This is a genomic window from Microbacterium sp. IEGM 1404, assembly GCF_030056775.1.
Lineage (GTDB): Bacteria > Actinomycetota > Actinomycetes > Actinomycetales > Microbacteriaceae > Microbacterium.
In genome coordinates this window covers 595308-618859 of record NZ_JASHKP010000003.1, presented here as the reverse complement: position 1 = coordinate 618859, position 23552 = coordinate 595308, and the positions used below count along the sequence as shown (strand labels likewise).

General features: G+C 71.9%; 29 protein-coding genes and 1 riboswitch. Of the genes, 14 read left to right on the top strand and 15 right to left on the bottom strand.

Annotated features, from left to right (window positions below; translation table 11 throughout):
- Positions 1–80: 80 nt before the first annotated feature.
- The 4 genes from QM517_RS13545 to QM517_RS13530 all read right to left on the bottom strand — a co-directional run bounded on the left by QM517_RS13545 (position 81) and on the right by QM517_RS13530 (position 1917).
- The gene (locus QM517_RS13545) at positions 81–713 is read right to left on the bottom strand and encodes a hypothetical protein (protein WP_283288077.1); all 633 of its coding nucleotides are present in this window, start codon (positions 711–713) and stop codon (positions 81–83) included.
- Positions 714–758: 45 nt separating this feature from the next.
- Positions 759–1112, bottom strand: coding sequence for a hypothetical protein (locus QM517_RS13540; RefSeq protein ID WP_238592334.1), 354 nt, complete (start codon positions 1110–1112; stop codon positions 759–761).
- A gap of 74 nt (positions 1113–1186) precedes the next feature.
- Entirely contained in the window at positions 1187–1324 is a 138-nt protein-coding gene (locus QM517_RS13535; RefSeq protein WP_283288073.1) for a hypothetical protein, read from the bottom strand.
- 38 nt (positions 1325–1362) lie between these two features.
- Positions 1363–1917, bottom strand: a complete 555-nt coding sequence (locus tag QM517_RS13530) for a MarR family winged helix-turn-helix transcriptional regulator (protein ID WP_283288071.1) — start codon at positions 1915–1917, stop codon at positions 1363–1365.
- Between the two features lie 115 nt (positions 1918–2032).
- On the opposite strand from QM517_RS13530, the gene QM517_RS13525 reads away from it, so the two are divergent.
- The 3 genes from QM517_RS13525 (at position 2033) to QM517_RS13515 (ending at position 3123) form a co-directional block, all read left to right on the top strand.
- Positions 2033–2401: a DUF7882 family protein gene (locus QM517_RS13525; protein WP_077050351.1), complete on the top strand. Its 369-nt coding sequence runs from the start codon at positions 2033–2035 to the stop codon at positions 2399–2401.
- A gap of 14 nt (positions 2402–2415) precedes the next feature.
- Complete coding sequence (locus tag QM517_RS13520; RefSeq protein ID WP_283288068.1) at positions 2416–2745, top strand: hypothetical protein; 330 nt, start codon at positions 2416–2418, stop codon at positions 2743–2745.
- 216 nt (positions 2746–2961) lie between these two features.
- Positions 2962–3123, top strand: coding sequence for a hypothetical protein (locus QM517_RS13515; RefSeq protein ID WP_283288066.1), 162 nt, complete (start codon positions 2962–2964; stop codon positions 3121–3123).
- A 51-nt stretch (positions 3124–3174) separates the two neighbouring features.
- On the opposite strand, the gene QM517_RS13510 is transcribed toward QM517_RS13515, so the two are convergent.
- The 3 genes from QM517_RS13510 to QM517_RS13500 all read right to left on the bottom strand — a co-directional run bounded on the left by QM517_RS13510 (position 3175) and on the right by QM517_RS13500 (position 6482).
- On the bottom strand, positions 3175–4650 hold the full coding sequence (locus QM517_RS13510; protein ID WP_283288065.1) for a phytoene desaturase family protein: 1476 nt from the start codon (positions 4648–4650) through the stop codon (positions 3175–3177).
- The gene (locus QM517_RS13505; protein ID WP_283288063.1) at positions 4647–5150 is read right to left on the bottom strand and encodes an SRPBCC family protein; all 504 of its coding nucleotides are present in this window, start codon (positions 5148–5150) and stop codon (positions 4647–4649) included. Before QM517_RS13505 ends, QM517_RS13510 begins: the two co-directional genes overlap by 4 nt.
- Positions 5151–5300: 150 nt before the next feature.
- On the bottom strand, positions 5301–6482 hold the full coding sequence (locus tag QM517_RS13500; RefSeq protein ID WP_283288062.1) for a sensor histidine kinase: 1182 nt from the start codon (positions 6480–6482) through the stop codon (positions 5301–5303).
- A gap of 111 nt (positions 6483–6593) precedes the next feature.
- Here QM517_RS13500 and QM517_RS13495 point away from each other — a divergent pair, with 111 nt between their 5' ends.
- Positions 6594–6869 carry a hypothetical protein gene (locus QM517_RS13495; protein ID WP_283288061.1) on the top strand — a complete coding sequence of 92 codons (276 nt, stop codon included), beginning with the start codon at positions 6594–6596 and terminating at the stop codon, positions 6867–6869.
- A 67-nt stretch (positions 6870–6936) separates the two neighbouring features.
- Here the strand turns inward: QM517_RS13495 and QM517_RS13490 are convergent, their stop codons facing one another.
- From QM517_RS13490 to QM517_RS13470, 5 genes are all read right to left on the bottom strand, one after another.
- Entirely contained in the window at positions 6937–8262 is a 1326-nt protein-coding gene (locus tag QM517_RS13490) for a mannosyltransferase family protein (protein WP_283288060.1), read from the bottom strand.
- 129 nt (positions 8263–8391) lie between these two features.
- Positions 8392–8715, bottom strand: coding sequence for a DMT family transporter (locus QM517_RS13485; RefSeq protein ID WP_077050357.1), 324 nt, complete (start codon positions 8713–8715; stop codon positions 8392–8394).
- A gap of 9 nt (positions 8716–8724) precedes the next feature.
- A riboswitch (guanidine-III (ykkC-III) riboswitch) is annotated at positions 8725–8788 on the bottom strand.
- Between the two features lie 56 nt (positions 8789–8844).
- Complete coding sequence (locus QM517_RS13480; protein ID WP_077050358.1) at positions 8845–9717, bottom strand: CPBP family intramembrane glutamic endopeptidase; 873 nt, start codon at positions 9715–9717, stop codon at positions 8845–8847.
- Positions 9714–10433, bottom strand: coding sequence for a tRNA (guanosine(46)-N7)-methyltransferase TrmB (gene trmB / locus QM517_RS13475; protein ID WP_283288055.1), 720 nt, complete (start codon positions 10431–10433; stop codon positions 9714–9716). Before trmB ends, QM517_RS13480 begins: the two co-directional genes overlap by 4 nt.
- A 74-nt stretch (positions 10434–10507) precedes the next feature.
- Positions 10508–11341, bottom strand: a complete 834-nt coding sequence (locus QM517_RS13470; RefSeq protein WP_283288052.1) for a DUF3097 domain-containing protein — start codon at positions 11339–11341, stop codon at positions 10508–10510.
- A 123-nt stretch (positions 11342–11464) separates the two neighbouring features.
- Here QM517_RS13470 and QM517_RS13465 point away from each other — a divergent pair, with 123 nt between their 5' ends.
- From QM517_RS13465 to QM517_RS13450, 4 genes are all read left to right on the top strand, one after another.
- The gene (locus QM517_RS13465; protein ID WP_283288050.1) at positions 11465–13513 is read left to right on the top strand and encodes a TPM domain-containing protein; all 2049 of its coding nucleotides are present in this window, start codon (positions 11465–11467) and stop codon (positions 13511–13513) included.
- Positions 13514–13604: 91 nt separating this feature from the next.
- Entirely contained in the window at positions 13605–14357 is a 753-nt protein-coding gene (locus tag QM517_RS13460; RefSeq protein ID WP_278101099.1) for a PspA/IM30 family protein, read from the top strand.
- A gap of 59 nt (positions 14358–14416) precedes the next feature.
- Positions 14417–15235, top strand: coding sequence for an arginase family protein (locus QM517_RS13455; protein ID WP_283288048.1), 819 nt, complete (start codon positions 14417–14419; stop codon positions 15233–15235).
- Positions 15232–15687 (top strand): hypothetical protein, encoded by a 456-nt coding sequence (locus tag QM517_RS13450; protein ID WP_283288046.1) that lies wholly within the window; start codon positions 15232–15234, stop codon positions 15685–15687. Before QM517_RS13455 ends, QM517_RS13450 begins: the two co-directional genes overlap by 4 nt.
- A gap of 8 nt (positions 15688–15695) precedes the next feature.
- On the opposite strand, the gene QM517_RS13445 is transcribed toward QM517_RS13450, so the two are convergent.
- The 3 genes from QM517_RS13445 to QM517_RS13435 form a co-directional block, all read right to left on the bottom strand.
- On the bottom strand, positions 15696–16160 hold the full coding sequence (locus tag QM517_RS13445; protein ID WP_278101096.1) for an SIP domain-containing protein: 465 nt from the start codon (positions 16158–16160) through the stop codon (positions 15696–15698).
- Between the two features lie 68 nt (positions 16161–16228).
- Positions 16229–16939, bottom strand: a complete 711-nt coding sequence (locus tag QM517_RS13440) for a tyrosine-protein phosphatase (protein WP_283288045.1) — start codon at positions 16937–16939, stop codon at positions 16229–16231.
- Positions 16936–17469, bottom strand: a complete 534-nt coding sequence (locus tag QM517_RS13435; protein ID WP_083734998.1) for a carboxymuconolactone decarboxylase family protein — start codon at positions 17467–17469, stop codon at positions 16936–16938. Before QM517_RS13435 ends, QM517_RS13440 begins: the two co-directional genes overlap by 4 nt.
- Before the next feature lie 107 nt (positions 17470–17576).
- Here QM517_RS13435 and QM517_RS13430 point away from each other — a divergent pair, with 107 nt between their 5' ends.
- The 6 genes from QM517_RS13430 to QM517_RS13405 all read left to right on the top strand — a co-directional run bounded on the left by QM517_RS13430 (position 17577) and on the right by QM517_RS13405 (position 23543).
- Complete coding sequence (locus QM517_RS13430; protein ID WP_077050367.1) at positions 17577–18494, top strand: alpha/beta fold hydrolase; 918 nt, start codon at positions 17577–17579, stop codon at positions 18492–18494.
- Positions 18495–18630: 136 nt separating this feature from the next.
- Positions 18631–20142 carry an ABC transporter substrate-binding protein gene (locus QM517_RS13425; RefSeq protein WP_283288041.1) on the top strand — a complete coding sequence of 504 codons (1512 nt, stop codon included), beginning with the start codon at positions 18631–18633 and terminating at the stop codon, positions 20140–20142.
- Positions 20139–21089 (top strand): ABC transporter permease, encoded by a 951-nt coding sequence (locus QM517_RS13420; RefSeq protein WP_283288039.1) that lies wholly within the window; start codon positions 20139–20141, stop codon positions 21087–21089. Before QM517_RS13425 ends, QM517_RS13420 begins: the two co-directional genes overlap by 4 nt.
- Positions 21086–21955, top strand: a complete 870-nt coding sequence (locus QM517_RS13415; protein WP_283288038.1) for an ABC transporter permease — start codon at positions 21086–21088, stop codon at positions 21953–21955. The genes QM517_RS13420 and QM517_RS13415 overlap by 4 nt, the downstream gene beginning before the upstream one ends.
- Complete coding sequence (locus QM517_RS13410; RefSeq protein WP_283288036.1) at positions 21952–22758, top strand: ATP-binding cassette domain-containing protein; 807 nt, start codon at positions 21952–21954, stop codon at positions 22756–22758. Before QM517_RS13415 ends, QM517_RS13410 begins: the two co-directional genes overlap by 4 nt.
- Entirely contained in the window at positions 22755–23543 is a 789-nt protein-coding gene (locus QM517_RS13405) for an ABC transporter ATP-binding protein (protein WP_283288034.1), read from the top strand. The genes QM517_RS13410 and QM517_RS13405 overlap by 4 nt, the downstream gene beginning before the upstream one ends.
- Positions 23544–23552: the final 9 nt, after the last annotated feature.

The window sequence follows — 23552 nt, the reverse complement described above, 5'->3', positions numbered from 1 at the left end:
CTCTTCGGCACCGGGCGGGCGTCATCCACCCCGGGGTGTATCCGCCCCCGCTGAGCGGCGGGGGCCTGTCGACGGGAGCGTCAGGAGGAGCGGAACACCTCGACGCCCGGCGCGCGATCGGTCGCGGCGGCCAGAAGCGCGACGACACCGAGCCCGAGCGTGGGCGCGAGGGCGCTGACCCACCCGATCATCCCCACCGCCACGAGGACCCCCTGGTCCGCACCCGCGGCGCGAAGCGCCACCCACACGACCTGCACGAGCACGGCACCGCCCACGCTGATGCCGAGCGCCCACATCGGAGCCCAGCGCCAGCGCGCAGGCACGGCGCCCAGGCGCGCGATCTGGGTCGCTGCGATCAGTCCGGCGGCGATCGACACCGCCGATCCCGTCCAGCTCACGGCGACGGCCAGCCACCCGGTCGACGGCTCGGACGACATGACCTGCACCGGAGCGAGGTTGTAGGAGAGGTTCACGACGAGCGGCGCGAGGGCCAGCACGATCAGAGCCGTCAGTCCCAGTGGCCGCCGCGCGACGACGCTCCCGGCCCTGCGGAACCCGAAGGCGAACACCAGGATGCCGAGGGCCCACACGACATCGATCAGGGTCTGGGTCAGCACCGGAGAGCCGACCATCTGCGCGCCCCCGAGGCGCAGGACACCGCACACCCCGAGCAGGATTCCCCCGACGCGCCACGACGCGCTCCGCTTCCCCATGTCCTCCACCCTACGGTGGGCGCCGAGGACCGTTCGCGGCGTGCGTCAGGCCTGCGTGGGCTGGTCGAAGTCCCAGTCCACGGGTTCGTCCTCGTCCGACGAGACCGGCTCCACCGCGCGCAACGCCGACCGCGGGAACAGCCGGTGGTTACGGAGATCCTCCGACCACGCCGCGAAGTCGGGCTCCTCGCCCGCCCATTCCACCGGAGCGGACAACACGTCGTTGCCGACCCCGATGACGAGTTCCGCCTGCGCGACCTTCTTGTCGTCCGTGACGATGGGGATGCTCACGGCCTCGGCCTGCCCCTCCTTCGCCACCGCGGCGGTCAGCTCCACGAGGGACGACGCCACATCGTCGGTGGTGATCACGGTCTCGCCGGCGTAGGTCACACATCTCATGCGTCCAGCGTCGCCGTTCGCGTCGTCGCGTGGAGGCGGGTTGCGCGAGGCGCGGCGAGTGGGATACGCAGCTATCAGTCGCGCCGCTGCGCGGAGCGGAACATCGCGGAATCGAGCTCGAACCACACCGCACGCACGGTGTCGAACTCGGCGAACCGCTCGGGAGCCGGTTCGTTGAGACTGAGGCGGTATCCGCGTGGGAGGTCATCCACGTGCTGTCCGTCGCGCGGTCCGCCGACGAGCACGTAGATCACGGCGCAGCTGCGGATCCGGCGTCGACGGCGACCCCGTCGACCGCGTCGCTCATACGGTGCAGGAAGTCCACGACGACCGCGGACTCCTCGGCCGACATGTCGATCACGGCCGAGAGCATGCGGTCGTGCATGTTGCCGAGGGTCTGACGCACCTCGGCGTGGGCGCGGTCGGTCGCCTGGATGAAGATGCTGCGACGGTCGTCGGGATTGGCCGTCCGCGTGATGTGCCCCGATCGCTCGAGGCGGTCGAGGATCGCCGTCGTCGACGCGGTGGAGAGGCCGAGGTAGCGAGTGAGTTCGCCGGGACGCACCCGGCGGCCGGGCTCTCGCAGCAGATAACGCAGGACGAGCAGTTCGTTCTCACCCATCGACATCGACTCGCGCGTGCGCCGACGCATCGCGAGTTCGGCCGCCCGGTAGACGCGCAGCGCCTCGAGCACGGCCTTGCTCCGAACCCGGCGGTCGGCGGGCTCGCCTTCGTACCAGTAGGTGCCCGAGTCACGGTCTCCGCCAGGAGAGAGGCTCTGCGACACCGCACGCATGTCCGTCATGGTGTACGCCCCTTGCTGTCGATCCCGTCATAGTACATCGAAACAAATAGTTCGACAAACTAGTTACTAAGCGAGTATGTTCTTCATGCAGCTAAACCAACGAAGGGAGTCCCCCATGGGTCACCTCTACTACGGCACGACGCCCGAGCCCATCCGGATCCCGGATCGCCTCCTGTCGCACCTCAAGGTGGTCGTCGCCACCAAGCTCCGCCGCAGCGAGAGCTTCACCCTGAGCTGGACCCACGTCGACGGCGCCCCCGGTCGTTCCACCCTGTGGCTGCAGCCGGCCATCCCCCTGCGCTTCGTCTTCGACAGCGCGGAACCGGAGCAGCTGAACGCTCAGACGCTCAAGGACATGGCCGACATGGCCAACTCCTCGGCCGGCCTCATGGTCGCCCTCGACGCCGAGATCCCCGCGGCGGCCGCGCCGGTGCGCACCCCCGCCCCCGCACCCCGCCGCTCGACGCTGCGAACGGCGGCCTGAGGATGGAGACACCCATGGCGACGGTCGTCACCCCGCGCCCGGGCGTGCGGGTTCTCTGGGCCAAGGTCGACTCCGGCTTCTGGGTCGCTCACCGCGGCGGCGAGTACTTCGGGTGTGTGGACAGCGTGTCCGGGGGGTTCGTCTCGCGGGACGCTCACGGTGTCCCGATCGGTCGCTATGACACGCTCGACGGCGCCAAGGCGTCGCTGCGATCGACCACCGACCCGGTCAACACGGCGCGACGACTCCGCGCCGAGCGCGCCACCGTCGTCCTGGCCACCGCCGCCGGCAGCGCCGCGCTCGCCTTCGCCCTCACCGCCGGCGCGCTCGCGCCGTACCTGTGAGCGCCGCACCGATCGTCGACCTCCGCGACGAGGCCGACGACGTCGAGGATGCCGCTCGCGCCGAGTTCGCGGAACGCTACGGCGTCTCCCCCATCTGATGCGACCCGGTCGCGACTCCCCGCGCGACCTCTGCTCCACCACCCCCTGGACACCGCGCCGCACGTGTGGCACCGTCGCGCGAGTCGCCGAACTCCGGCGCTGACGAGGGGAGTCACCATGACCGACCACACCGCATCCGATCGTCCCGAGGACGACGCCGCGCCCGACACAAGATCCTCCGGCGCCGGATCGGAATCGCCGGAAGAGGGCGCCGCGGCCCAGCACGACGCCGACGACGCGGCGGACACCGACGCCTCGCCCACGGGCGAGATCGGCTGACCCGCCGGCGCGCGACCCCGCCGCGCGAGCACAGCCTCCGCCCGCGCCCGCCTAGGCGGGTGCGAGCTGGTCGGGGCGCGGGGCGAGGTCGGGGCGCAGGCGCGTGCCGAACTCGTGGCGGAGCGCACTGAGCGCCGCCTGCCACCCGGCGAGGCCGTGCACACCGGGGCCGGGGCTCGTCGAGGACGAGCACAGGTAGACCCCCGGGATCGGAGTGCGCCACGGTTCGGGGCTGTACACGGGACGCCCGACCAGCTGCAGCAGCGACGGCGCACCGGCCGAGATGTCGCCGCCCGGGAAGTTGGGGTTCCACGACGCGATGTCGACGGCGGTGCGCGAGGACGTCGCGAGGATCGTGTCGCGGAAGCCCGGCGCGAAGCGCTCGATCTGAGCGACGACCGCCGCCTCGCGGTCGGCCGTGCTGCCGGCCGGCACGTGCGTGTACGCCCACAGCACGTGGCGCCCCTCGGGCGCACGCGTCGAGTCGAACAGCGAGGGCTGCGACACCAGAACGTACGGGGCGTCCGGGAGCTCTCCCCGCACGACCGCGTTCTCCGCGGCGGCGATCTCCGATCGCGTCCCGCCGACATGCACCGTTCCCGCCAGCGCGACGTCCGGGTCGGCCCACGGCACGGGTTCCGACAGGGCGAAGTCGATCTTCGCCACTCCCCCGCCGTAGCGGAATCGCTCGAGCGCGCGGCGGTAGCCGGCCGGCATCCGTTCTCCGGCGAGGCCCACCAGGGCGCGCGGCGTGATGTCCAGGAGAACCGCCCGTGCGGCCGGAAGCTGACGGAGGTCGGTGATGTCGACGCCCGTGTGCACGACACCGCCATGCGCCCGGAGGTCGGCGATCATGGAGTCGGCGATCGCCTGGCTGCCCCCGACGGGGATCGGCCATCCGCGGCCGTGCGCGTAGGTCTGCAGCACCAGGCCGGCACCGCCGGCCGGGAGGCTCGGCTGCGCGAGGATCGAGTGCGCGGACACCCCGGAGATCAGCGCGGGCGCGACCTCCTCGCGGAATCGCGCGTTCCACCACGGCCCACCCTGTTCGAGCGAGCGGATGGCGAAGAGGAAGGCCGCGAGGGGATCGCCCGGGATGCGGAGCAGAGCGTTGCCGGTGAAGTCGGCGACTCCGCGGAGGTGCGCGACGAGCGGTCCCATGAGGCGGGCGTAGGCCGCCCCGTCGCGGCCGATGGCCTCCGCCGCGCAGTCCAGGTCACGGTAGGCGAGGCCCGCTCGCCCGCCGTCCAGCGGGTGGGCGAACGAGACCTCCGGGACGACCAACGGCACGCGTCGCTCCAGACCGAACTCGCGGAAGAACCACGACTCGAGAGCGAGCGGGTGCACCGCCGATCCGAGGTCGTGATGGAAGCCGGGCAGCGTGAGCTCGCCGGTCGACGACGCGCCGCCGAGCGACGTCTGCCGCTCGTACAGGGCCACCGACAGACCGGACCGCGCCAGGGTGACGGCGGCCGCGAGGCCGTTGGGCCCCGATCCGACCACGATCGCGTCGTATCGCTCGCTCATCGCCGGACCGGTTCCTTCTCGGCGGTGGAGGCGTGGCCGATGGCGGCCGCTCCCCCGGCGGTCCCCGGCGCGCCACCCTCGGCGAGGTAGGCGAGACGGTGCAGGGTCTCGGCGTTGCGCCAGCGCGTGATGGCGTCGAACAACACGTCGGGGAGGAGCGTGGTGGGCCCGGTCACGGGCTCCTCCTGGAGTCGGACGACGCACGCATCGCCGCGCGGCTTGACGTCGACGGCCACGCGCGCGACGCCGATCGGCCCGCCGTGCGGCTCGAGCACCGCGCGTCGAGGCGGATCCCAGACGCGCATCACCGTCGTGTCGTTGACGAGTGCCGGCCACGAGCCGAAGGAGTGGTGGAGTTCCGCCCCCTCGTTCGGCCACTCGTCCGACACGTCGCGCATGCGCGACGCCCCGACCACCCACAGCGGATACAGCCACCCGTTCGCGAGCACACGGAAGACGTCGTCGGGCGTGCAGTGCAGCAGTCGCACGTTACGGGCCATCGGGGAGCACCTCCTGGTCGTCGGCCGGGGGGTGTTCGGCCGGGGCCCGGACTCCCGACCGGATGCCGACAACGCTACGGGTCGCCGCCCCCGCCGGTCACGGTGGTTGCGCGGGCGCACCGCGACCATTAGGCGCACCCGGCCCGCCGGTCAGGCCGCGACGTCGGAAGGGAGCACGACCCAGGCCCGCGTCCCCCCGGCGGGTGACCGGTCGAGTCCGATGTGTCCGCCGTGGGCGTGCGCGATTCGCCGGCAGGTCGCCAACCCGATACCCAACCCCGGGACCTCGGCGTCGTGTCCGCGCTGCATCGGCTCGAACATGCGGTCGCGGAGCGCCGGATCGACCGCGTCGCCGTTGTCGTCCACCAGCAGGCGCCACCCGTCCGGCAGCTCCTGCACGGTGACGAAGACGCGCGGCTCGCGGCCCGCCGCGACCGTGAATTTCACGGCGTTCGCGATGAGGTTCTGCAGGAGGACGCGCAGAAGCGTGTCGTCGGCGCGGACGAGCATCGACGCGTCGACGACGACCTCGGCGCCCGCACCCACCACCGCACCGTCCAGGTCCTCCAGCACCTCGTCGACGATCTCGCCGACGTCGACGCTGCCGAAGTGCGGTCGCGCTCCCCCCATGCGGGCGAAGTCGAGCAGATCGGTCACCATCGAGGTCATCCTCGAGGCCGCGGCCTCGGCGCGGGCGAGAGAGCGCGACGCTCGCGGGGCGTCGATCATCTCGGGGCTGTCCGCCGCGAGCTCCAGGAATCCCGACAGCGCGGTCAGCGGGTTGCGCAGATCGTGGCTCACCTGGGTCGCGAACTGCTCGAGCCGCGTGTTCGATTCCGCGAGACCACGGGTGAGGCGCCGGAGTTCGAGGACGTCGATGACCTGGTGCGCCAGCAGGTCGAGCGCGCGTGCGTCGGCATCCGTCAGGTCGCCGACCTCGTCGTCGAACACGCACAGCGTGCCGATCGCCACGCCCGACGGGGTGATGAGCGGACTGGACGCGTAGAAGCGCACGGATGCGATCACGCCGGTGACGAACGCGTTGTCGCGGAACCGCGGGTCTTCGCGCGCATCGGGTACGACCACGCGACCCGGGTCGACGAGCACCGCGGCGCACATCGAGTCCTCGACGGAACAGGATGCCGCCTGCACCCCCACGGCGGCGACCTGGTGCTGGGCGCGGTCGTCGATGATGTTGATGACGGCGGTCGACACGCCGCAGATGGTCGCCGCCAACTCGACCAGCCCCTGGAGATCCGGTTCGGGCAGCGCCCCCACGATGCGGTACTGGTCGATGGCTTCGCGGCGCGTCACCTCGTGGGCTGTGGACACGGCATCCCCTCGCGATCGGCTCCCCGAACGAGCCTATCCCGGCCGCTACACCCTGGCGCCGCGGATCGGTAGGCCCTCGCGGGACACGCGCACACCGCGAACCCTGGTCCCATGACTCTCCCCACGCCTGAACCCATGGACCCGCCCACCGCCCCCGGCACGCCGGACCTCCCCACCATCCCGGGGGAACCGTCGCCCGACTTCCCGGCAGAACCCCTGGCCCCGACCCCGGACGAGCCGACGGTGCCTCTCCCGCCCGAGCCCTCCCCCGACCCCTCCGGCGCCGACGAGGTCGACGGGCCGACGGGGACCGCCGAGCTCGAGGCGGACAACGACGTCGAACAGGACATGGTGGATGCCGTCGACCCGGGCGGTCGTCCCGACTGAGGTCGCCGCGACCGGACGACGAAGGGGCGGGCACACGTGTGCCCGCCCCTTCGTCATGCCCGTCGGATCACGGGTTGCCGCGCGTCCAGAGCAGCAGGATCGCCACGGCCTGCAGGACCAGGCATCCGGCGAGGATCGCCGTACGACGGCGGGGGGTCGACGACAGCCGGTCGTCGCCGAGGATCGGCGCCATCGGCATGAGCAGGCGGAACGTGCTCTGCTGCGGGAGGAAGACGGCGAAGATGTACACGCCGTAGCTGAAGGTGTAGGCGACGACCATGAGGCCGAGTCGGCGCACCGGACGCGACCACAACAGGGCCGCGAACGCCACGATCAGGGCGACGACCAGGATGATCCCCACCACACCGAGGTGTGTGCCCGCCTGACGGAACCACGGGGTGAACGGCGTGAACTCGTCGTTGCCGACGTAGTCCAGCCACCAACCGAGTTCGGTGCGGATGTACGCGTTCTTGGTTCCGGTGACGTCCTGGGCGATGTGGCTCCACGACAGACCGGCGACCGCGATGGTGAGCCCGGTCGCCATGAGGGACGCCCACTCGCGCACCGGGAAGGGATCGACCCGCCGGCGGAAGAACCGCACCAGGAACAGGATGCCGAGCGCGAGGCCGAAGGCCAGCACGCCGGGGCGCGTGTACGCCGCGATCAGCCCGAGCGGCAGGATCCACAGGTACTTCCGCTGGATGGCCAGGAGCATGCCGCTGAACACCAGCAGCATGAACAGGCCCTCGCTGTAGCCGAGCGCGAAGAGGAACGACATCGGCGCGAACGAGAAGAACACGACGGACCACCACGCGGCGCGCGGCTTCGTGACGGTGCGCATCAGGCGGAACAGCACCCACGTGGCGCCCAGGCTCGCGGCGAGACTGATCAGGACGGCGACCGGCTGCCACCCGAGCCCCGTCGCCCCCGAGAGGGTGCGCACGAGGAACGGGAAGACGGGGAGGAACGCCCAGTTGTTGGGGAGGATGTCGCCCGACACGTTCATCGGCAACGACATCGGATAGCCCTGCGCCGCGATCTGACCGTAGCGGTCGGCATCCCAGCCCGTGAGGTAGTCGAAGAACGTCCCGAGCCGCTCGCTGTCGGGTCCGAAGCCCCAGCGCGCGGCCTTCGCGATCGAGTAGAAGCCCCAGAGCAGACCGAAGTTCACCACGCGCGCGATCGCCCACAGCAACAGCACGCGCGTGAACGCGCCGCGCTCGATCGGCTCGACGCCCTGCGGGGCGCGCAGCACATCCTCGCCGTAGCGGCGCAGGGCCTGCCCGAGACGGGAGTCGAGCACACGACGTCCACCCGCCCGCAGCGGCGCGAGGCGATCGTCGGTGGGGGCGGGTCGTACCGTGGGGACCAGCTCGCTCGGCGGTGCGCTCACTCGGAACCTTTCACACAGGGAGGAAGTGGGCTGCTGACGACGGTGTCCGGCCCGGACAAGTGCATTCGCCCAGATCGTACCGGATGGATGCCAACGGCCTTCACGGTTGACATTCAGGAAATGCCCTGATCAGTGGGTGTCACTGACGATCTTCAGTCCCACCACGCAGCCGACGAGACCCAGGATCAGCAGGATCTTCACCACCGATACCGGCTCCGCTCCCCCGACCATGGCGACGACCACGGTGAGCGCCGCTCCGATCCCGACCCAGACCGCGTACGCCGTCCCCGTCGGGATCTCTCTCATCGCCCACGCGAGCCCGCCCATGCTCGCCACCAGCGCGACAGCGAACACGACGCTCGGCCAGAGCTTCGTGAAGCCCTCCGACCGGCCGAGCGCGGTGGCCCACACCGCTTCCAGGACGCCGGAGACGGCCAGAACGATCCACGACATGACGAACTCCTCGGCCAGTCTTGTCGCAGTCCGGGTACTGATCCCTCGTCCGGTGGTGCCGTTCGCACGCGTTCCACACGGTAGCAATCGCCCCTGTGCAGCGGCCGTGCACGGCATCCGTCCGTCCGGTCAGACGAGGAAGATCGACACCAGGCCGGGGTTGTGGGCGTGGACGAGGACGCCGAAGACGACGGCGTCGAAGAGCAGGTGCACGGTGACGATGTACCAGAGCGAGCGCGTGCGCAGGAAGAGGAAGCCCTGCACGAGCGCGAACGGGATCGTCAGCACGGGTCCCCACGCCTGATAGCCGAGCTCCCACAGGAACGAGACGAAGACGATCGCCTGCAGCACGTTCGCCGTCAGGTCGGGGAGGTGGCGCCGCAGCAGCACGAACACCGTGCACACGAAGAACAACTCGTCCCAGATCCCCACCGCGCCCACACCGACGAACAGGCGACCGATCAGCTCCGGAGTGTCCACGACGGGCCAGTTCATGTAGACGCCCGAGGTCACGAAGTAGAACGGCAGGATCAGCCATCCCAGCACGATGACGCCCGCGAGCCAGGCCCACTGCCACCACGCCCATCGCCCACCGCCGCGCCAGGGGAATCGGATCGCCCGATCCCGGAAGACGAACCGCGACAGGACGTAGGGCAGGACCACGGCGCCGCCGAGGCCGAGGGTGAACCGGACGAAGGCGGCGTCGTCGAGCTCGGCGTGGAGGGGGATGAGGCTCACGACGAACTGACCGAGCGCCACCAGGAAGACGTCGCGGGCGAGGCTCGGGACGGGTGCCGAGCGCGGCGCCGGAACGATGGGCGTCCCCGCGCGGAGGTCGACCAGGACCGCGGATGCCACGGCCACCGCCAGCACGATCCAGCCGAGCCACACGACCTGCGCGACGAAGAGCACGGGCGCGGCCAGGCACACCAGCGCCGCCGGCACGAGCGCGGGCGTCCACGTGCGGCGGACGCGCTCGGGTGCGGCGGCGTGGGCGGTCATGGCGTGGAGCGGGTGTAGGTGAGGTCGCGGATGTCGCGACCGACGCGGATGCCCTTGCGCTCGAAGGCGGTGAGGACGCGACCGTCGAACCGCTCGGCCCACTCCCCCGCGAAGGCCCGTTCGAAGGCGGGCGCGGCGTCGAGCACGGCGCGCATCTGATCGGCGTAGTCCTGCCAGTCGGTGGCGAGGCGGAGGGTCCCCCCGGGCCGCAGCGCCTGCGCGGCGACGCGCGCGAACTCGGGCGCGACGAGTCGACGCTTGGTGTGCTTCTTCTTGTGCCAGGGATCGGGGAAGAACACCCACAGCTCGTCGACGGATGCCGCCGGCAGCAGGTGCTCCAGCACTTCGGGGGCGTTGGCCTCGACCAGACGCAGGTTGCGGACGCCGGCGCGGTCCGCGTCGAGCATGGTGCGCGCGAGTCCCGCGGAGAACACCTCCACGGCGAGGAAATCGGTGTCGGGATGCGCGGCGGCCGCCGACACGATCTGGTGGCCCTGGCCCGAGCCGATCTCGACGATCAGGGGCGCGCGACGCACGTAGACCTCGGCCGGGTCGACCGCCGTTCCGGGCCGGACGCTGGTGGCCGCGGCATCCCGCTCCACCGACAGCAGGTAGAACGGCGACAGCTCGGCCCACGCGCGGTCCTGCGCCTCCGACATCCGGCCGCTGCGCCGGACGAACGACACCGGGCGATCGCGGTAGACGGGGGTCTCCATGGCATCCAGGGTAGGCGAGCCGTCCTCGGGCTCGCTCTGCCCGTCACGCGACTGGTCGCGGGGCTTCCGGCCGCTCACGGGACGGTCACGAAGTCGATCAGTTCCTCGACGCGGCCGAGCAGGGCCGGTTCGAGGTCGCGGAAGGTCGTCACGCGCGACAGGATGTGCTGCCACGCGCGGGCGAGGTCGGCCTGCTCCTCGGCCGGCCAGCCGAGCGCGCGACAGACGCCGACCTTCCATTCGATGTCGCGCGGAACCTGGGGCCACGCGGCGATCCCGAGCGCGCGCGGTGTGACGCACTGCCAGACGTCGACGAAGGGATGACCGACGATCCGGACGTGGGCGCCGTGGCGGCCCCGCGCGATCTTCTCGGCGATCCGCGACTCCTTCGAGTGCGGCACGAGGTGGTCGACGAGGACCCCGTACCGGCGCTCGGCCGTCGGGGGCTCGGCATCCAGGGTCTGTTCGAGGAGGTCGACGCCCTCGAGGAACTCGACGACGACGCCCTCGGCGCGGAGGTCGGCCCCCCACACCTTCTCGACCAGTTCGGCGTCGTGCTTGCCCTCGACGAGGATGCGGCTCGCCCGCGCCGTGCGGGCCCGCTGGTCGGGAGCGGCGAACGACCCGGACGCCGTCCGGGTGCGCCCCTTCGGCGCCGCCGCGGGCGCGACGAGCACGACGGGCTCGCCGTCGACGAGGAACCCGCCCCCGAGGGGGAACAGGCGGCGTCGGCCGAGACGGTCCTCGAGCTCGACGTGCATGCCGTCGAGGCGGGTCACCGCTCCGCAGAATCCGTCGCCGGCGACCTCGACGACGAGATCGACGGATGCCGCGACCTCCGCCGCCTTCTTGCGCCCGGCGTCGCGCCAGCCGCGGGCGAGCACATCGGTGCCGTAGCGATCGTCCATGGGGGTACCTCCGAACGCCCGAGCCTATGCGCCGCGCGCGTGCGCTCAGGGCGGACGCGCCGAGCCTTCCCGCGTGTCCGGGGGCCTTTATAGAGTGGGGACCTCAGCGCCGAAGGGGTATGCATGCGAAAGCCGAAGACGGCTGCGATCATGGCGGGTCTCGTGGTCGCGGCGGTGTCCGTCCTCGGTCTGGCGGCACCGGCGTGGGCCGTGCCGCCTCCGCCGCTCGGGTCGAGCTACGTTCTCGACCAGGCCGACGTGCTGACCAACGCGCAAGAGGCCGAGGTGCAGTCGCGACTGCTGCGACTCTCGGAGCAGACCGGGCTCGACCTGTGGGTCGTCTTCGTCGACGACTTCACCGAGCCGACCTCGGCCGCGGACTGGGCCAACGAGACCGCCAACCGCAACAGCCTCGGCCCCCACCAGTACCTCCTCGCGGTGTCGGTCGACGGTCGCGCCTACTACCTCTCGGGCGATGTCGACGACGGGACGCTGACCGCCGATCAACTGGCCGCGATCGAACAGGAGCGCGTGCAGCCCGCGCTGTCGGCGGGCGACTGGGCCGGGGCCGCCGACGCCGCGGCCACCGGGATCACGGCCGCGGCGCAGGGCACGAAGCCCACTCCGCCCACCCCGGCCGGAGGGGGACCGGACATCGCGCTCATCGCGCTCGTGGTGTTCCTCGTGCTCGCGCTCGGCGGCGGACTGCTGTGGCTGTGGCTGCGCCGTCGACGCTCCGCCACCGCCGGTGCACCGGCGGCGGGTGAAAGCCTCGACGACCTCTCGCGCCGCGCCGGATCGGCGCTCGTCGCCACCGACGACGCGATCAAAGCCAGCGAGCAGGAGCTCGGGTTCGCGCGCGCCCAGTTCGGCGACGAAGCCGCCACTCCGTTCGCCGAGGCGCTCGCACAGGCGAAAGCCGACCTCGACCGCGCCTTCACCATCTCGCAGCAGCTCGACGACGATGTGCCCGAGACCCCGGAACAGCGACGGGCGGGCTACGTCGAGATCCTGCGCCTGTGCGCGACGGCGGACGAGTCGCTGGATGCCAGGGCCGCCGCGTTCGATCAGCTCCGCGCCCTCGAATCCGACGCCCCCGGGGCCGTGGCCCGAGCCCGTGAGCGGCACTCGGCCGCGGCCGCGGCGGTGGACGGGACCGCACGCGATCTCGCGTCCCTCCGCGAGCGCTACGCCGACGACGCGCTCGCCACCGTGGCCGACAACGCGGCGCAGGCGCGCGACCGGCTCGACCTCGCCGCCCGGCAGTTCTCGGCGGCGGATCAGGCGATCGCGTCGGGATCCGCCGGGGAGGCCGCCGTCGCGATCCGCGCCGGCGAAGCCGCGGTCGCCCAGGCCGAAGATCTGGAGAAAGCCGTCGCCTCGCTGGCCGCCGACCTCTCGACCGCCGAGCGCCGTGCCGCCGACCTCATCGCCGAGATCGAGGGCGACCTCGTCGCCGCGGCAGCCTTGCCCGATCCCGACGGGCGCATCGCGGGCGCCATCGCCACCGCGCGCGCCCATCTCGACGCCGGGCGCGCCGCCCTCGCACCCCCGCGCACCGCACCCCTCCGCGCACTCGCCGCGCTCGAGCAGGGCAACACCGCGATCGACGCGGTCCTCAGCGCCGCGCACGACGAGGCCGAGAGGCGCCGCCGCGCCGCCTCGCAGCTGGACAGCGTCCTCGTGCAGGCGCGCGCCCAGGTCTCTGCGACCGAGGACTTCATCTCCGCGCGCCGCGGCGCGGTCGGGCCGACCGCCCGCACCCGACTGGCAGAGGCCGGCGCCGCCCTCGTCCAGGCCGAGCAGCTGCGCGCGGCCGACCCGGCATCCGCCCTCCAGACCGCTCAGCGCGCCGCCGACCTCGCCGGCCAGGCCTCCTCGCTCGCCCAGAACGACGTCGGAGCCTTCGCCGGGAACCGCGGCGGGGGCGGCGGGGGCGACATGATGGGCGCGATCCTCGGGGGCATCGCCGTCAACGCGATCCTCGGCGGGGGCTCGCGCTCGCGCGGAGGGTTCGGCGGCGGCGGGCTCGGCGGCCTCGGCGGCATGCTCGGAGGAATGGGCGGACTCGGGGGCGGCGGGGGCGGCGGCTCGCGCTCCGGCGGGTCCCGAGGCCGCTCGGGCGGATCCTCGGCGGGATCGCGTTCGCGACGCGGAGGGGGCCGCTTCTGACGCCCCGCACCCGGCCCGTGACGGCCGTCACAGAAAACTCGTAGAAATCGGCACCAGACTCGACAGGGTCGCCTCAGGAAGGAAATCCCGCATGGCCAAGCAGTCCATCTTCGGTCGGATCTCGACCCTCGTCCGCGCCAACATCAATGCGCTCCTCGACCAGGCCGAGGACCCGCAGAAGATGCTCGATCAGCTCGTCCGCGACTACTCCAACTCGATCGCCGACGCCGAGTCCGCGATCGCCGAGACCATCGGCAACCTGCGCCTGCTCGAGCGCGACCACCAGGAAGACGTCCAGGCCGCGGCGGAGTGGGGCAACAAGGCCCTCGCCGCCAGCCGTAAGGGCGACGAACTGCGCGCCGCCGGCAACGTCGGCGAGGCCGACAAGTTCGACAACCTCGCCAAGATCGCGCTGCAGCGGCAGATCACCGCCGAAAGCGAAGCCAAGGCCGCCGAGCCCACCATCGCCTCGCAGACCGAGGTCGTCGACAAGCTCAAGGACGGCCTGAACGGCATGAAGACCAAGCTCGAGCAGCTGAGGTCCAAGCGCAGCGAGCTGCTCGCCCGCGCCAAGGTCGCCGAAGCCCAGAACAAGGTCCACGACGCGGTCAAGTCGATCGACGTCCTCGACCCGACCAGCGAGCTCGGTCGTTTCGAAGACAAGATCCGTCGCGAGGAGGCTCTCGCCGCCGGCAAGCAGGAGCTGGCGGCGTCGAGCATCGACGCGCAGTTCAACGCGCTCGAGGACGTGGGCGAGCTGACCGAGGTCGAGGCGCGCCTGGCCGCGCTCAAGACCGGCGGCCCCCAGCGCGCCGCGATCGACGCCCCGAGCCCCGACCTCTGATCGACCCGGGAGCGCACCGGCCCCGCGGGCGGTGCGCTCCCCTACCCGACAGGCATGTCATGACGCGTTTCGTCATCGCCCCGCAGTGGCAGGGATCGTCGTCGTCCCGCGCGATGCAACTCATCGACGGCGCCGAAGCGATCGCGGGCGACCTGCCCCGGGCGGCGACGATCGCCCTCGACGCCCCGACCGAGGCGGGCGACGCGCAGGGGACCGCGGTGCTGCGAGCGAGCGCTCTCGCGCGCATGCGCGAGCGCATCTCCGACGCCGTCGCGTCGGCGGCACCCGGCGAGCACGCCGTCACCGTCGGCGGCGACTGCGGTGTCGCGCTCGGCGCGGTGTCCGCGGTCTCAGGCGACGACCTCGCGATCGTCTGGATCGACGCGCACGCCGACCTCAACACCCCCGAGTCCTCGCCGAGCGGCGCCTTCCACGGCATGGTTCTGCGCGCGATCCTCGGCGACGGCGTCGACCCTCTCCGACTCGACCCCGGCATCCCTCCGTCCCGTGTCGTGCTCGCCGCCACCCGTTCTCTGGATGCCGAGGAGCAACGGTTCATCGACGAGCACGGCATCCGCGTGATCCCGGCATCCGCGCTATCCGATCCCGATGCCCTCGCCGAAGCGGTCGTGTCGACCGGCGCCGCGCGCGTCCACGTGCACGTCGACCTCGATGCGCTGGACCCCTCCGAGATCACGGGGGTGTCCTTCGCCGAGCCCTTCGGTGCGGCCGCGGCCGATGTCGCGGCATCCATCCGCCGGCTGCGCGAACGAGTGCCCCTCGCGGGTGCCACGATCACCGAGTTCTCGCCCTCGTCGCCCGCGGCGGCCGTCGACGACCTCGGCACCATCCTGCGGCTGGTCGGAGCGCTCGCGTGAGCCTGCTCCCCCGCCCGCCGGCGGGCTGGCGCGAACGCGCCGACCGGGCGGTCGCCCGGGGCCGCCGGATCGACCGCCTCATCCCGCCGGTGCTCCTGGACTCGCCGATCAGCCGTGCCGGATTCTGGTACGGCCGCACGGTGGGCTGGGTGTGGGGGTCGCTGTGGAGCACGGGCCGCATCGAGCGCCGGAACGGGCTCTGGGTGTTCCGCGGGCTCCCGCCGTGGGCGTTCCCGCGCGGCGGCGTGTGCGTGGGCGACTGCTTCCTCACCGGCGACGTCCCGCCCACCGACGCCGTCCTCGGACACGAAGCCGTCCACGTGCGCCAGTGGCGCCGCTACGGCTTCCTCATGCCACTGCTGTACTTCCTCGCGGGCCGCGACCCGCTGCGCAACCGATTCGAGATCGAGGCCGGTCTCGTCGAGGGGAACTACGTCCCGCGCGGAGCGTGACCGCCGCGTCAGCGGGCGGTGGTGATCCCGAAGCGTTCGGGCGTGTGGATGGCCGCCGCCTCCACGCCGTGGCGCGAGGTCAGTTCGTCGACGATCTCGGCGGTTCCGAGGTAGCCGCCCAGCAGGAAGATGCGCGTGGCGTCGTCGTCGCAGCACAGCATTTCGCCGGCCCACCCGGCGACCGCGCGCGTCAGGGCCTCGCCCGGCGCACACGCGCGACCGGTGCCGGGAGCACCGCCGCGCCGGGAGCGGTCGAGCCACGTCACCGTCATCCGGGCGGGAGCGGCGATCGGCGTGATCCACGACGCGTCGGGAACCTCGACGAAGAGGCGTCCGGTGGAGCAGATCGGCAACGTCGACAGCAACGCCTCCAGCTCGGCGAGGGAGGTCTCGTCGGCCGTGATGAGGTGCTGCACGCGCGTGTGGCGCGAGGCGCGGCAGGCGGCGTCGTTGTGCTCGGCGGGCGTGGACATGATGGCATCCACTATACCCGCGATGAAGGGTTGCCTAACCTGTGTAGCGCCCCAGGATGAGCCGAGCATCACTCGATGAGCGTCGCCCGCAGACGATCGAGCTCGGCGTCGGTGAGGCCATGGGACAGGAGGAAGCCGGCCGGCGAGCCGTACTCCGTGTCGAGCCGTTCGAGCAGGCCGCGCATCACGGGGGCCGGCGAGCGGGTGGCGAGCTCTTCCGCGTGTCGGTTCTCGGGGTGCAGCGCCCGGATGCCGGCGAGCACCTGGCGGTTGCGCTCGGCGGGGAGCAGCCCCTCGGTGCGCGCGTAGTCGTCGATCACGGCGTCGCGGTCGACCCCCGCTGCGGCGAGCGCGATGGCGACGGTGACCCCCGTGCGGTCCTTGCCGACGGTGCAGTGGATGAGGACCGGCTGGGTGTCGATGATCCCCCGTACCGCCTCGACGATGCGCGCGGCAGAGCCCTCGACCAGTTCGCCGTACAGCTCGCCGAGGCTGACGTCGCGCTCGAAGAACGACTCCACCGACCCGAGGAAGAGCGGAACGCGCTGCACCTCGAGGTCGAGCCCGTCGATGCGGCTCGGCGCGTGGCGCACCTCGGCATCGTCGCGGAGGTCGATGATGCGGCGCAGCCCCAGGTCGTCCATCGTCCGCAGACCGTCGTCGTCGACGTGCACGAGATTGCCCGAGCGGTAGAGCACCCCGGGGCGGCTGCGCCCGGCGCCGGCGGGGAGACCGCCGACATCGCGGAAGTTGGTCGCACCCGACACGAGCGAGCTCACGCGGCGCCTCCGTGGTCGTGCCCGGCCGTGGTCGGCGGCGGAGCGCCGTCGCCCGGCGTCGCCCCCGAGCCACGGGGAGGCACCGGATAGCGTCCGGCGATCGCCACGCGGTTGAACGCGTTGATGGCGACGAGGATCCAGCTGAGGGCGACGTACTCGTCCTGGCTCAGGATGCCGCCCGCGCGGTCGTAGACCTCGTCGGCGATGCCCTCCTCGTGGATGAACGTGAACGACTCGGTCAGCTCCAGCGCCGCGCGCTCGCGTTCGTCGAAGACGCCGGACTCGCGCCAGGTCGCGATCTGCGCGATGACATCGGCATCGACCCCGGCCTTGACCGCCCCGTCCACGTGCACGCGGACGCAGTAGGCGCAGCCGTTCAGCTGAGAAGCGTGGATCTGCACGATCTCGCGCAGGCGCGCATCGATCCCGGCAGCGGCCGCGATCCCGCCCACGACCTTCGAGAAGGACCGCAGCGCGGCGTACGCCTCGGGAGCACTCTTCGACAGGTGCACGCGTCGTTCTTCGCCCATGGCGACAGCCTACGGCGGACCCCGGATGCCGGGTCGGGCGGGGCGACATGTGACCGTCGGAGTCCGCCCGCTGGCGACCCCGAGGCGGCCGGTGACAGGCTGGCGTCATGCCCGAGACCGACGAGTTCTCCTTCCTGCCCGCTCAGGCCGCCGCCGCCGGCGTCGACGTCCCGCGCGTCGAGCGCGTCGGGCTGACCCTCCCGGACGGACGCGCGCTCAGCGGCCTGCGCTGGGGCGAGGGATCCCCCCGCGTGACGCTCCTGCACGGGGCGGGGTTGAACGCCCATACCTGGGACACCACGCTGCTGCACCTGGGGGTGCCGGCGCTCGCACTCGACCTCGCCGGCCACGGGGACTCGTCGTGGCGAGAGGACGCGGCGTACGTGGGCCGAGTCCTCGCACCCGACGTCGCCACCGCTCTCGAGGCGTGGACGGATGGGCCGCAGGTCCTCGTCGGGCACTCGCTGGGCGGCCTCACGGCCGCGGCCCTCGCGGCATCCCGCCCCGACCTCGTGGACATGGTCGTGATCGTCGACATCACGCCCGGGATCGACCCGAGCGGCGGCCCGGCACAGCTGCGCGCGTTCTTCGCGGGTCCGACCGACTGGGCGAGCCGCGACGAACTGGTCGACAAGGCCCTGGCGTTCGGCCTGGGCGGTGCGCGTCCCGCCGCCGAGCGCGGGGTGTTCCTCAACACCCGGGTCCGCCCCGACGGTCGCATCGAGTGGAAGCACCACTTCGCCCACCTCGCCGCTGCCGCAGCCGCGGCGGGGGCGGACACGGCGACGCCGGATGCCGTGCGCGCGGTGCTCGCGTCGACCGGGTGGGACGACATCGCCGCCGTCCGCGCGCCGATCGTGTTGGTCCGCGCGGATCGCGGTTTCGTCAGCGCCGACGACGCGGACGAGCTCGTCCGTCGCGCCTCGGATGCGCGGGTACGGGTCGTCCCGACGGCGCACAACGTGCAGGAGGAAGACCCCGCGGGCCTCGCCTCGCTCCTGCGCGAGACCCTCGCGGCGGCGTGATGCCTCACGGCCGGGCGGTGTCGCCCGATGTCATGGTCGGCATCCCGCGCGCCGGGTGAAAGTAGGCTTTCCTCACCCCACTCCACGGCAGCACCGCACCCGGATGCCGTGGGCCTTGCGAAAGGACAACCCCGCAATGCTGCGCCGAACCGCCGTCGCCACGAGCGCGCTCCTCCTCGGAGCACTCCTGTTCACCTCGTGCACCGGCACATCGACCACGCCCGGCCCGACCGGCGCGCCCGACCCGAACGCCACGCTGACCGTCGGTCTCTCCCTCGAACCGTCGAACCTCGACATCCGGCGCACCAGCGGCGCCGCCCTCGAGCAGGCGCTCATCGACAACGTCTACCAGGGCCTCGTGACCCGCAACGGCGACGACGGAAACGCCATCGTCCCCGAACTCGCCACCGACTGGACCATCTCCCCCGACGGGCTCACCTACACCTTCACGCTCCGCCAGGGCGTCACGTTCCACGACGGCACAGCGATGACCGCCGACGACGTCGTGACCTCGCTGCAGACCGCCAAGGACGACACCACCATCCAGAACAGTGCCGACCTGGCCGGAGTGGCATCCATCTCCTCGCCCGACCCGACCACGGTCGTCGTGACGCTCAGTCAGCCGAACATCGACTTCCTGTTCGCCCTCACGGGCCGCGCGGGTCTGATCTTCAAGAACAACGACACGACGAACTTCGAGACGACGACCAACGGGACCGGCCCCTTCACCGTGTCGGCGTGGAACACCGGCCAGAGCCTCACCCTCGCCCGCAACGACTCCTACTGGGGCGACAAGGCCGGCGTGGCCGAGGTCGTGATCGACTACATCCCCGATCGCACCGCCGCGGTCAACGCCGCCGTCAACGGCGATCTGGACGCGGCGCTCGAGGTCGATCCCGAGCTGCAGGGGCAGATCACCGGCACGGGCCGCTTCCAGATCGAATCGGGTCTGACCACCGACAAGGGCACGCTCGCGTTCAACAACGCCCGCGCACCCCTGAACGATCAGCGCGTCCGCGAGGCGTTGCGCCTGGCGATCGACCACCAGGCGCTCATCGACACCCTCGGCGGAGGGCAGCCGCTCTACGGCCCGATTCCGCCCCTCGACCCGGGGTACGAAGACCTCTCCGGCAGCATCTCGTACAACCCCGACCGCGCGCGTGAGCTCCTCGCCGAGGCCGGAGCGGAGAACCTGACCCTCACCCTCACCATCCCGAGCGTGTACCCGTCCTCGATCGCCACGTTCCTCGTGTCGTCCTTCGCCGATGTGGGGGTGACGCTGAAGGTCTCGTCGGTGGACTTCCCGACCTGGCTGACGAGCGTCTACACCAACCACGACTACGACCTCAGCTTCGTCCGGCACGTGGAGGCTCGCGACTTCGGCAACTTCGCCAACCCGTCGTACTACTTCGGCTACGACAACCCGAAGGTGCAGAGCCTGTACGCGCAGTCCCTCGCGACCACCGACGAGCAGCAGTCGTCCGACTACCTCGCCGAGGCCGCGCGCATCGTCTCCGACGAGGATGCCGCCGACTGGCTGTTCCTCTCGACACCGCTCACGGCCGTCGCGAACAACGTCGCGAACTTCCCGAAGAACTCCCTCAACGTGCGCCTGCCGCTGGCCGGTGTGACGGTCTCGTCGGAGTGATCCGCTACACGCTGACACGGCTGGGCCTTCTCGTTCTGGGCCTGGCCGTGTCGAGCGTGCTGATCTTCGCCTCCCTACGCGTGCTGCCGGGTGACGTCGCCCTGCTCATCGGCGGCACGCAGGCCTCGCCGGAGCAGATCGCGGCCCTGCGCGAGAGCCTCGGGCTGACCCGACCGCTGTGGCAGCAGTACCTCGACTGGATCGGCGGGGTCCTGCGGGGCGACCTCGGCACGTCCCTGGTCACGGGCGTCCCCGTGGCGACCGAGCTGGCCGACAAGGCGCGGGTCACGGTTCCGTTGGCCGCGATGTCGCTGACGGTCGCCCTGGCGATCGGTCTGCCGTTCGGCGTGCTGTCGGCGCTCCGACGCGGTCGGGCCGACGGGACGGCGCTGAGCGTCGGGGCCCAGGCCCTCGCCGCCGTCCCCGTGGTGTGGGCGGGCATGATGCTCGTCGTCGTGTTCGCCGTGTGGCTCGGTTGGCTCCCCCCTCAAGGCTTCCCGCGCGGGGGGTGGCAGGATCCGTCGGCCGCGTTCCGGGCGCTCGTGCTCCCCGCCGTCACGATCGGCGTCGTCGAGGGCGCCATGCTCCTGCGATTCGTCCGGAGCGCCACCCTGCAGGCCGTGGGACAGGACTACGTCCGCACGGCGGCCGCGAAGGGCCTCACCCGCACACGGGCGCTCCTCTCTCACGGGCTCCCCAACGTCGGCCTCTCGGTCGTCACCGTCCTGGGGCTGCAGATCGCCGGCATCATCGTCGGTGCGGTCGTGATCGAGCAGCTCTTCACCCTCCCCGGGATCGGTCGGATGCTGGTCGCCGACGTCTCCGCCCGGGACCTCCCGAAGGTCCAGGGCGAACTGCTCGCCCTCACCGGCTTCGTGCTCGTCGTCGGGTTCCTGGTCGATCTGGTGCACCGCTTCCTGGACCCCCGCCAGAGGGAGGCCGCGTGAGAGCCCTGCGCCGGTTGTGGAGCATCGGCACGGGACGCTTCGGCATCCTGGTCGTCGCCGTCATCGCGCTCACGGCGCTCGTGTCGCTGTTCTGGACGCCGTTCGATCCCGCGAGCGTCGACGCCCGCGCACGCTGGAGCGACCCCTCGTGGCCGCACCTCCTCGGCACGGACGGGAACGGCCGCGACATCCTGAGCCTGCTCATGGCGGGCGCCCGCACGACCGTCGTGGTCGCCGTGGGCGCGGGGATCGTCGCCTCGCTGCTCGGGCTCGCGCTCGCGGCGCTCGGGGCCCTGACGACGCGCTGGGTGCGCGAGAGCGTCGCGGTGCTCGTCGACATCCTCGTCGCCTTCCCGGTGCTGATCATCGCCATGATGATCACCGCGGTCTGGGGCGGCTCCCTCGCCGTCGTGATCTGGTCGGTCGGCATCGGCTTCGGCGTGAACATCGCCCGCGTGACCCGGCCGGAACTCCGACGGGTGCTGCAGAGCGACTTCGTCGTGGCGGGTCGGGCGAGCGGCCTGAGCCCCGTGCAGAACCTGGTGCGCCACCTCCTGCCCAACGTGGCGCCGGTGTTCATCGTGCAGCTGTCGTGGGGCATGGCCGTGGCGGTCCTCGCGGAGGCGGGTCTGTCCTACCTCGGGTTCGGCGCCCCGATCATCCAACCCTCCTGGGGCGTGCTCCTCGGCGATCTGCAGGCCTACATCTCCGTCCACCCCCTCGCCGTGGTGTGGCCGGGCCTGGCGATCACGGTCACGGTGCTGGGCCTGAATCTCCTCGGCGACGCGCTGCGCGAGGCCGCCGATCCCACGCTCGCCGAGCGCACCCCGCGCGCGCGCACGCACCTGCCGGAGGTGGTCGCGTGAGCCTCGAGGTCGACGATCTGCGCATCGAGATCGGCGGACGGACGGTCGTCGACGGCGTGAGCTTCGCCGTTCCCGACGGCGCCCGCGTCGGCCTCATCGGCGAATCCGGCTCGGGGAAATCGCTGACCGCCCTCGCCGTGCTCGGCCTGCTCCCGGATGCCGCGATCGCCACGGGCAGCATCCGGTGGAACGGCCGCGAGATCCTCGGACTCCCCGACCGCGAGCTCGCACGCCTGCGCGGCGACGACATCGGCATCGTCTTCCAGGAACCGCGGACCGCCCTGAACCCCATCCGAACCGTCGGTCGACAGATCGGCGAGTCGGTCCGCATCCACGAGGGCGTCTCGCGACGCGAGGCGCTGCGCCGGGCCGTGGCGGAGGCGGAGCGCGTCGCCCTCCCCGACCCCGCGCGCATCGTCGCGCGCTACCCGCATCAGCTCTCGGGCGGCCAACGCCAGCGCGTGGCGATCGCGATGGCGCTCGCGTGCCGCCCGCAGCTGTTGATCGCCGATGAGCCGACCACCGCCCTCGACGTGACGATCCAGGCCGGCATCCTGACGCTCCTGCGATCCCTGGTCCAGGATGCCGGGATGTCGCTGGTCTTCATCACCCACGACCTCGCGGTCCTCGCGCAGGTCGCGACGCACGCGGTGGTCCTCGAGCACGGACGCGTCGTCGAGCGGGGCGCCGTCGAGGATCTGCTGCGCTCGCCCTCCTCCCCGGTGACCCAGGCGCTGCTGCGGGACGCGACCGCGACGCTGTGGCATCCGGAGATCGGTCGCGACGAGGGGGACGCATCGTGAGCGACGTGATCGTGCACGCCCGGGGCCTCTCCCGCACGTACCTGACGCCGCGCTCCCGCGGGTTCGGCGGCCCCGAACGCACCGCGGGACTTCAGGACGTCGACCTCTCGGTCCGCACGGGCTCCGCCGTCGGGATCATCGGCGAATCGGGGTCGGGGAAGTCCACGCTCGTGCGACTGCTGCTCGGGTTGGACTCGCCGACCTCCGGCACCGTCGAGGTCGAGGGACGCGTCGTCGACGCCCGAGGCTCGGCCCGATCGCTGCACTGGCTGCGGCGCAGCACCGGGATCGTGTTCCAGGATCCGTACGCGTCGCTGGATCCGCGGATGAGCGTCGGGCGCATCGTCGGCGAACCGCTGTGGGCGCTCCGGATCGAGGGCGACCGGCGCGCGCGGGTGCGCGACGTTCTCGCGCAGGTCGGCCTGGGCCCGGATGCCGCGGACCGTTTCCCGCATCAGTTCTCGGGCGGTCAGCGTCAGCGGATCGCGCTGGCGCGCGCGATCGTGCACCGCCCCCGCATCCTCGTCGGCGACGAGCCGCTGTCGGCCCTCGACGTCACGGTGCGCGCGCAGATCCTGCGGCTCCTCGCCGACCTCCGCGCCGAGCAGCAGCTCACCCTCGTGCTCGTCTCGCACGACATCGGGGTCGTCCAGAACGTGTGCGACGAGGTCGTGGTCATGAAGGACGGGCGCGTCGTCGAGCAGGGGCCGACCGAGAAGGTGCTCCTGCAACCCCAGGCCGCGTACACGCGGCAACTGCTGGCCTCGGTGCCGACGCTCCCCTGAAACGCGTTC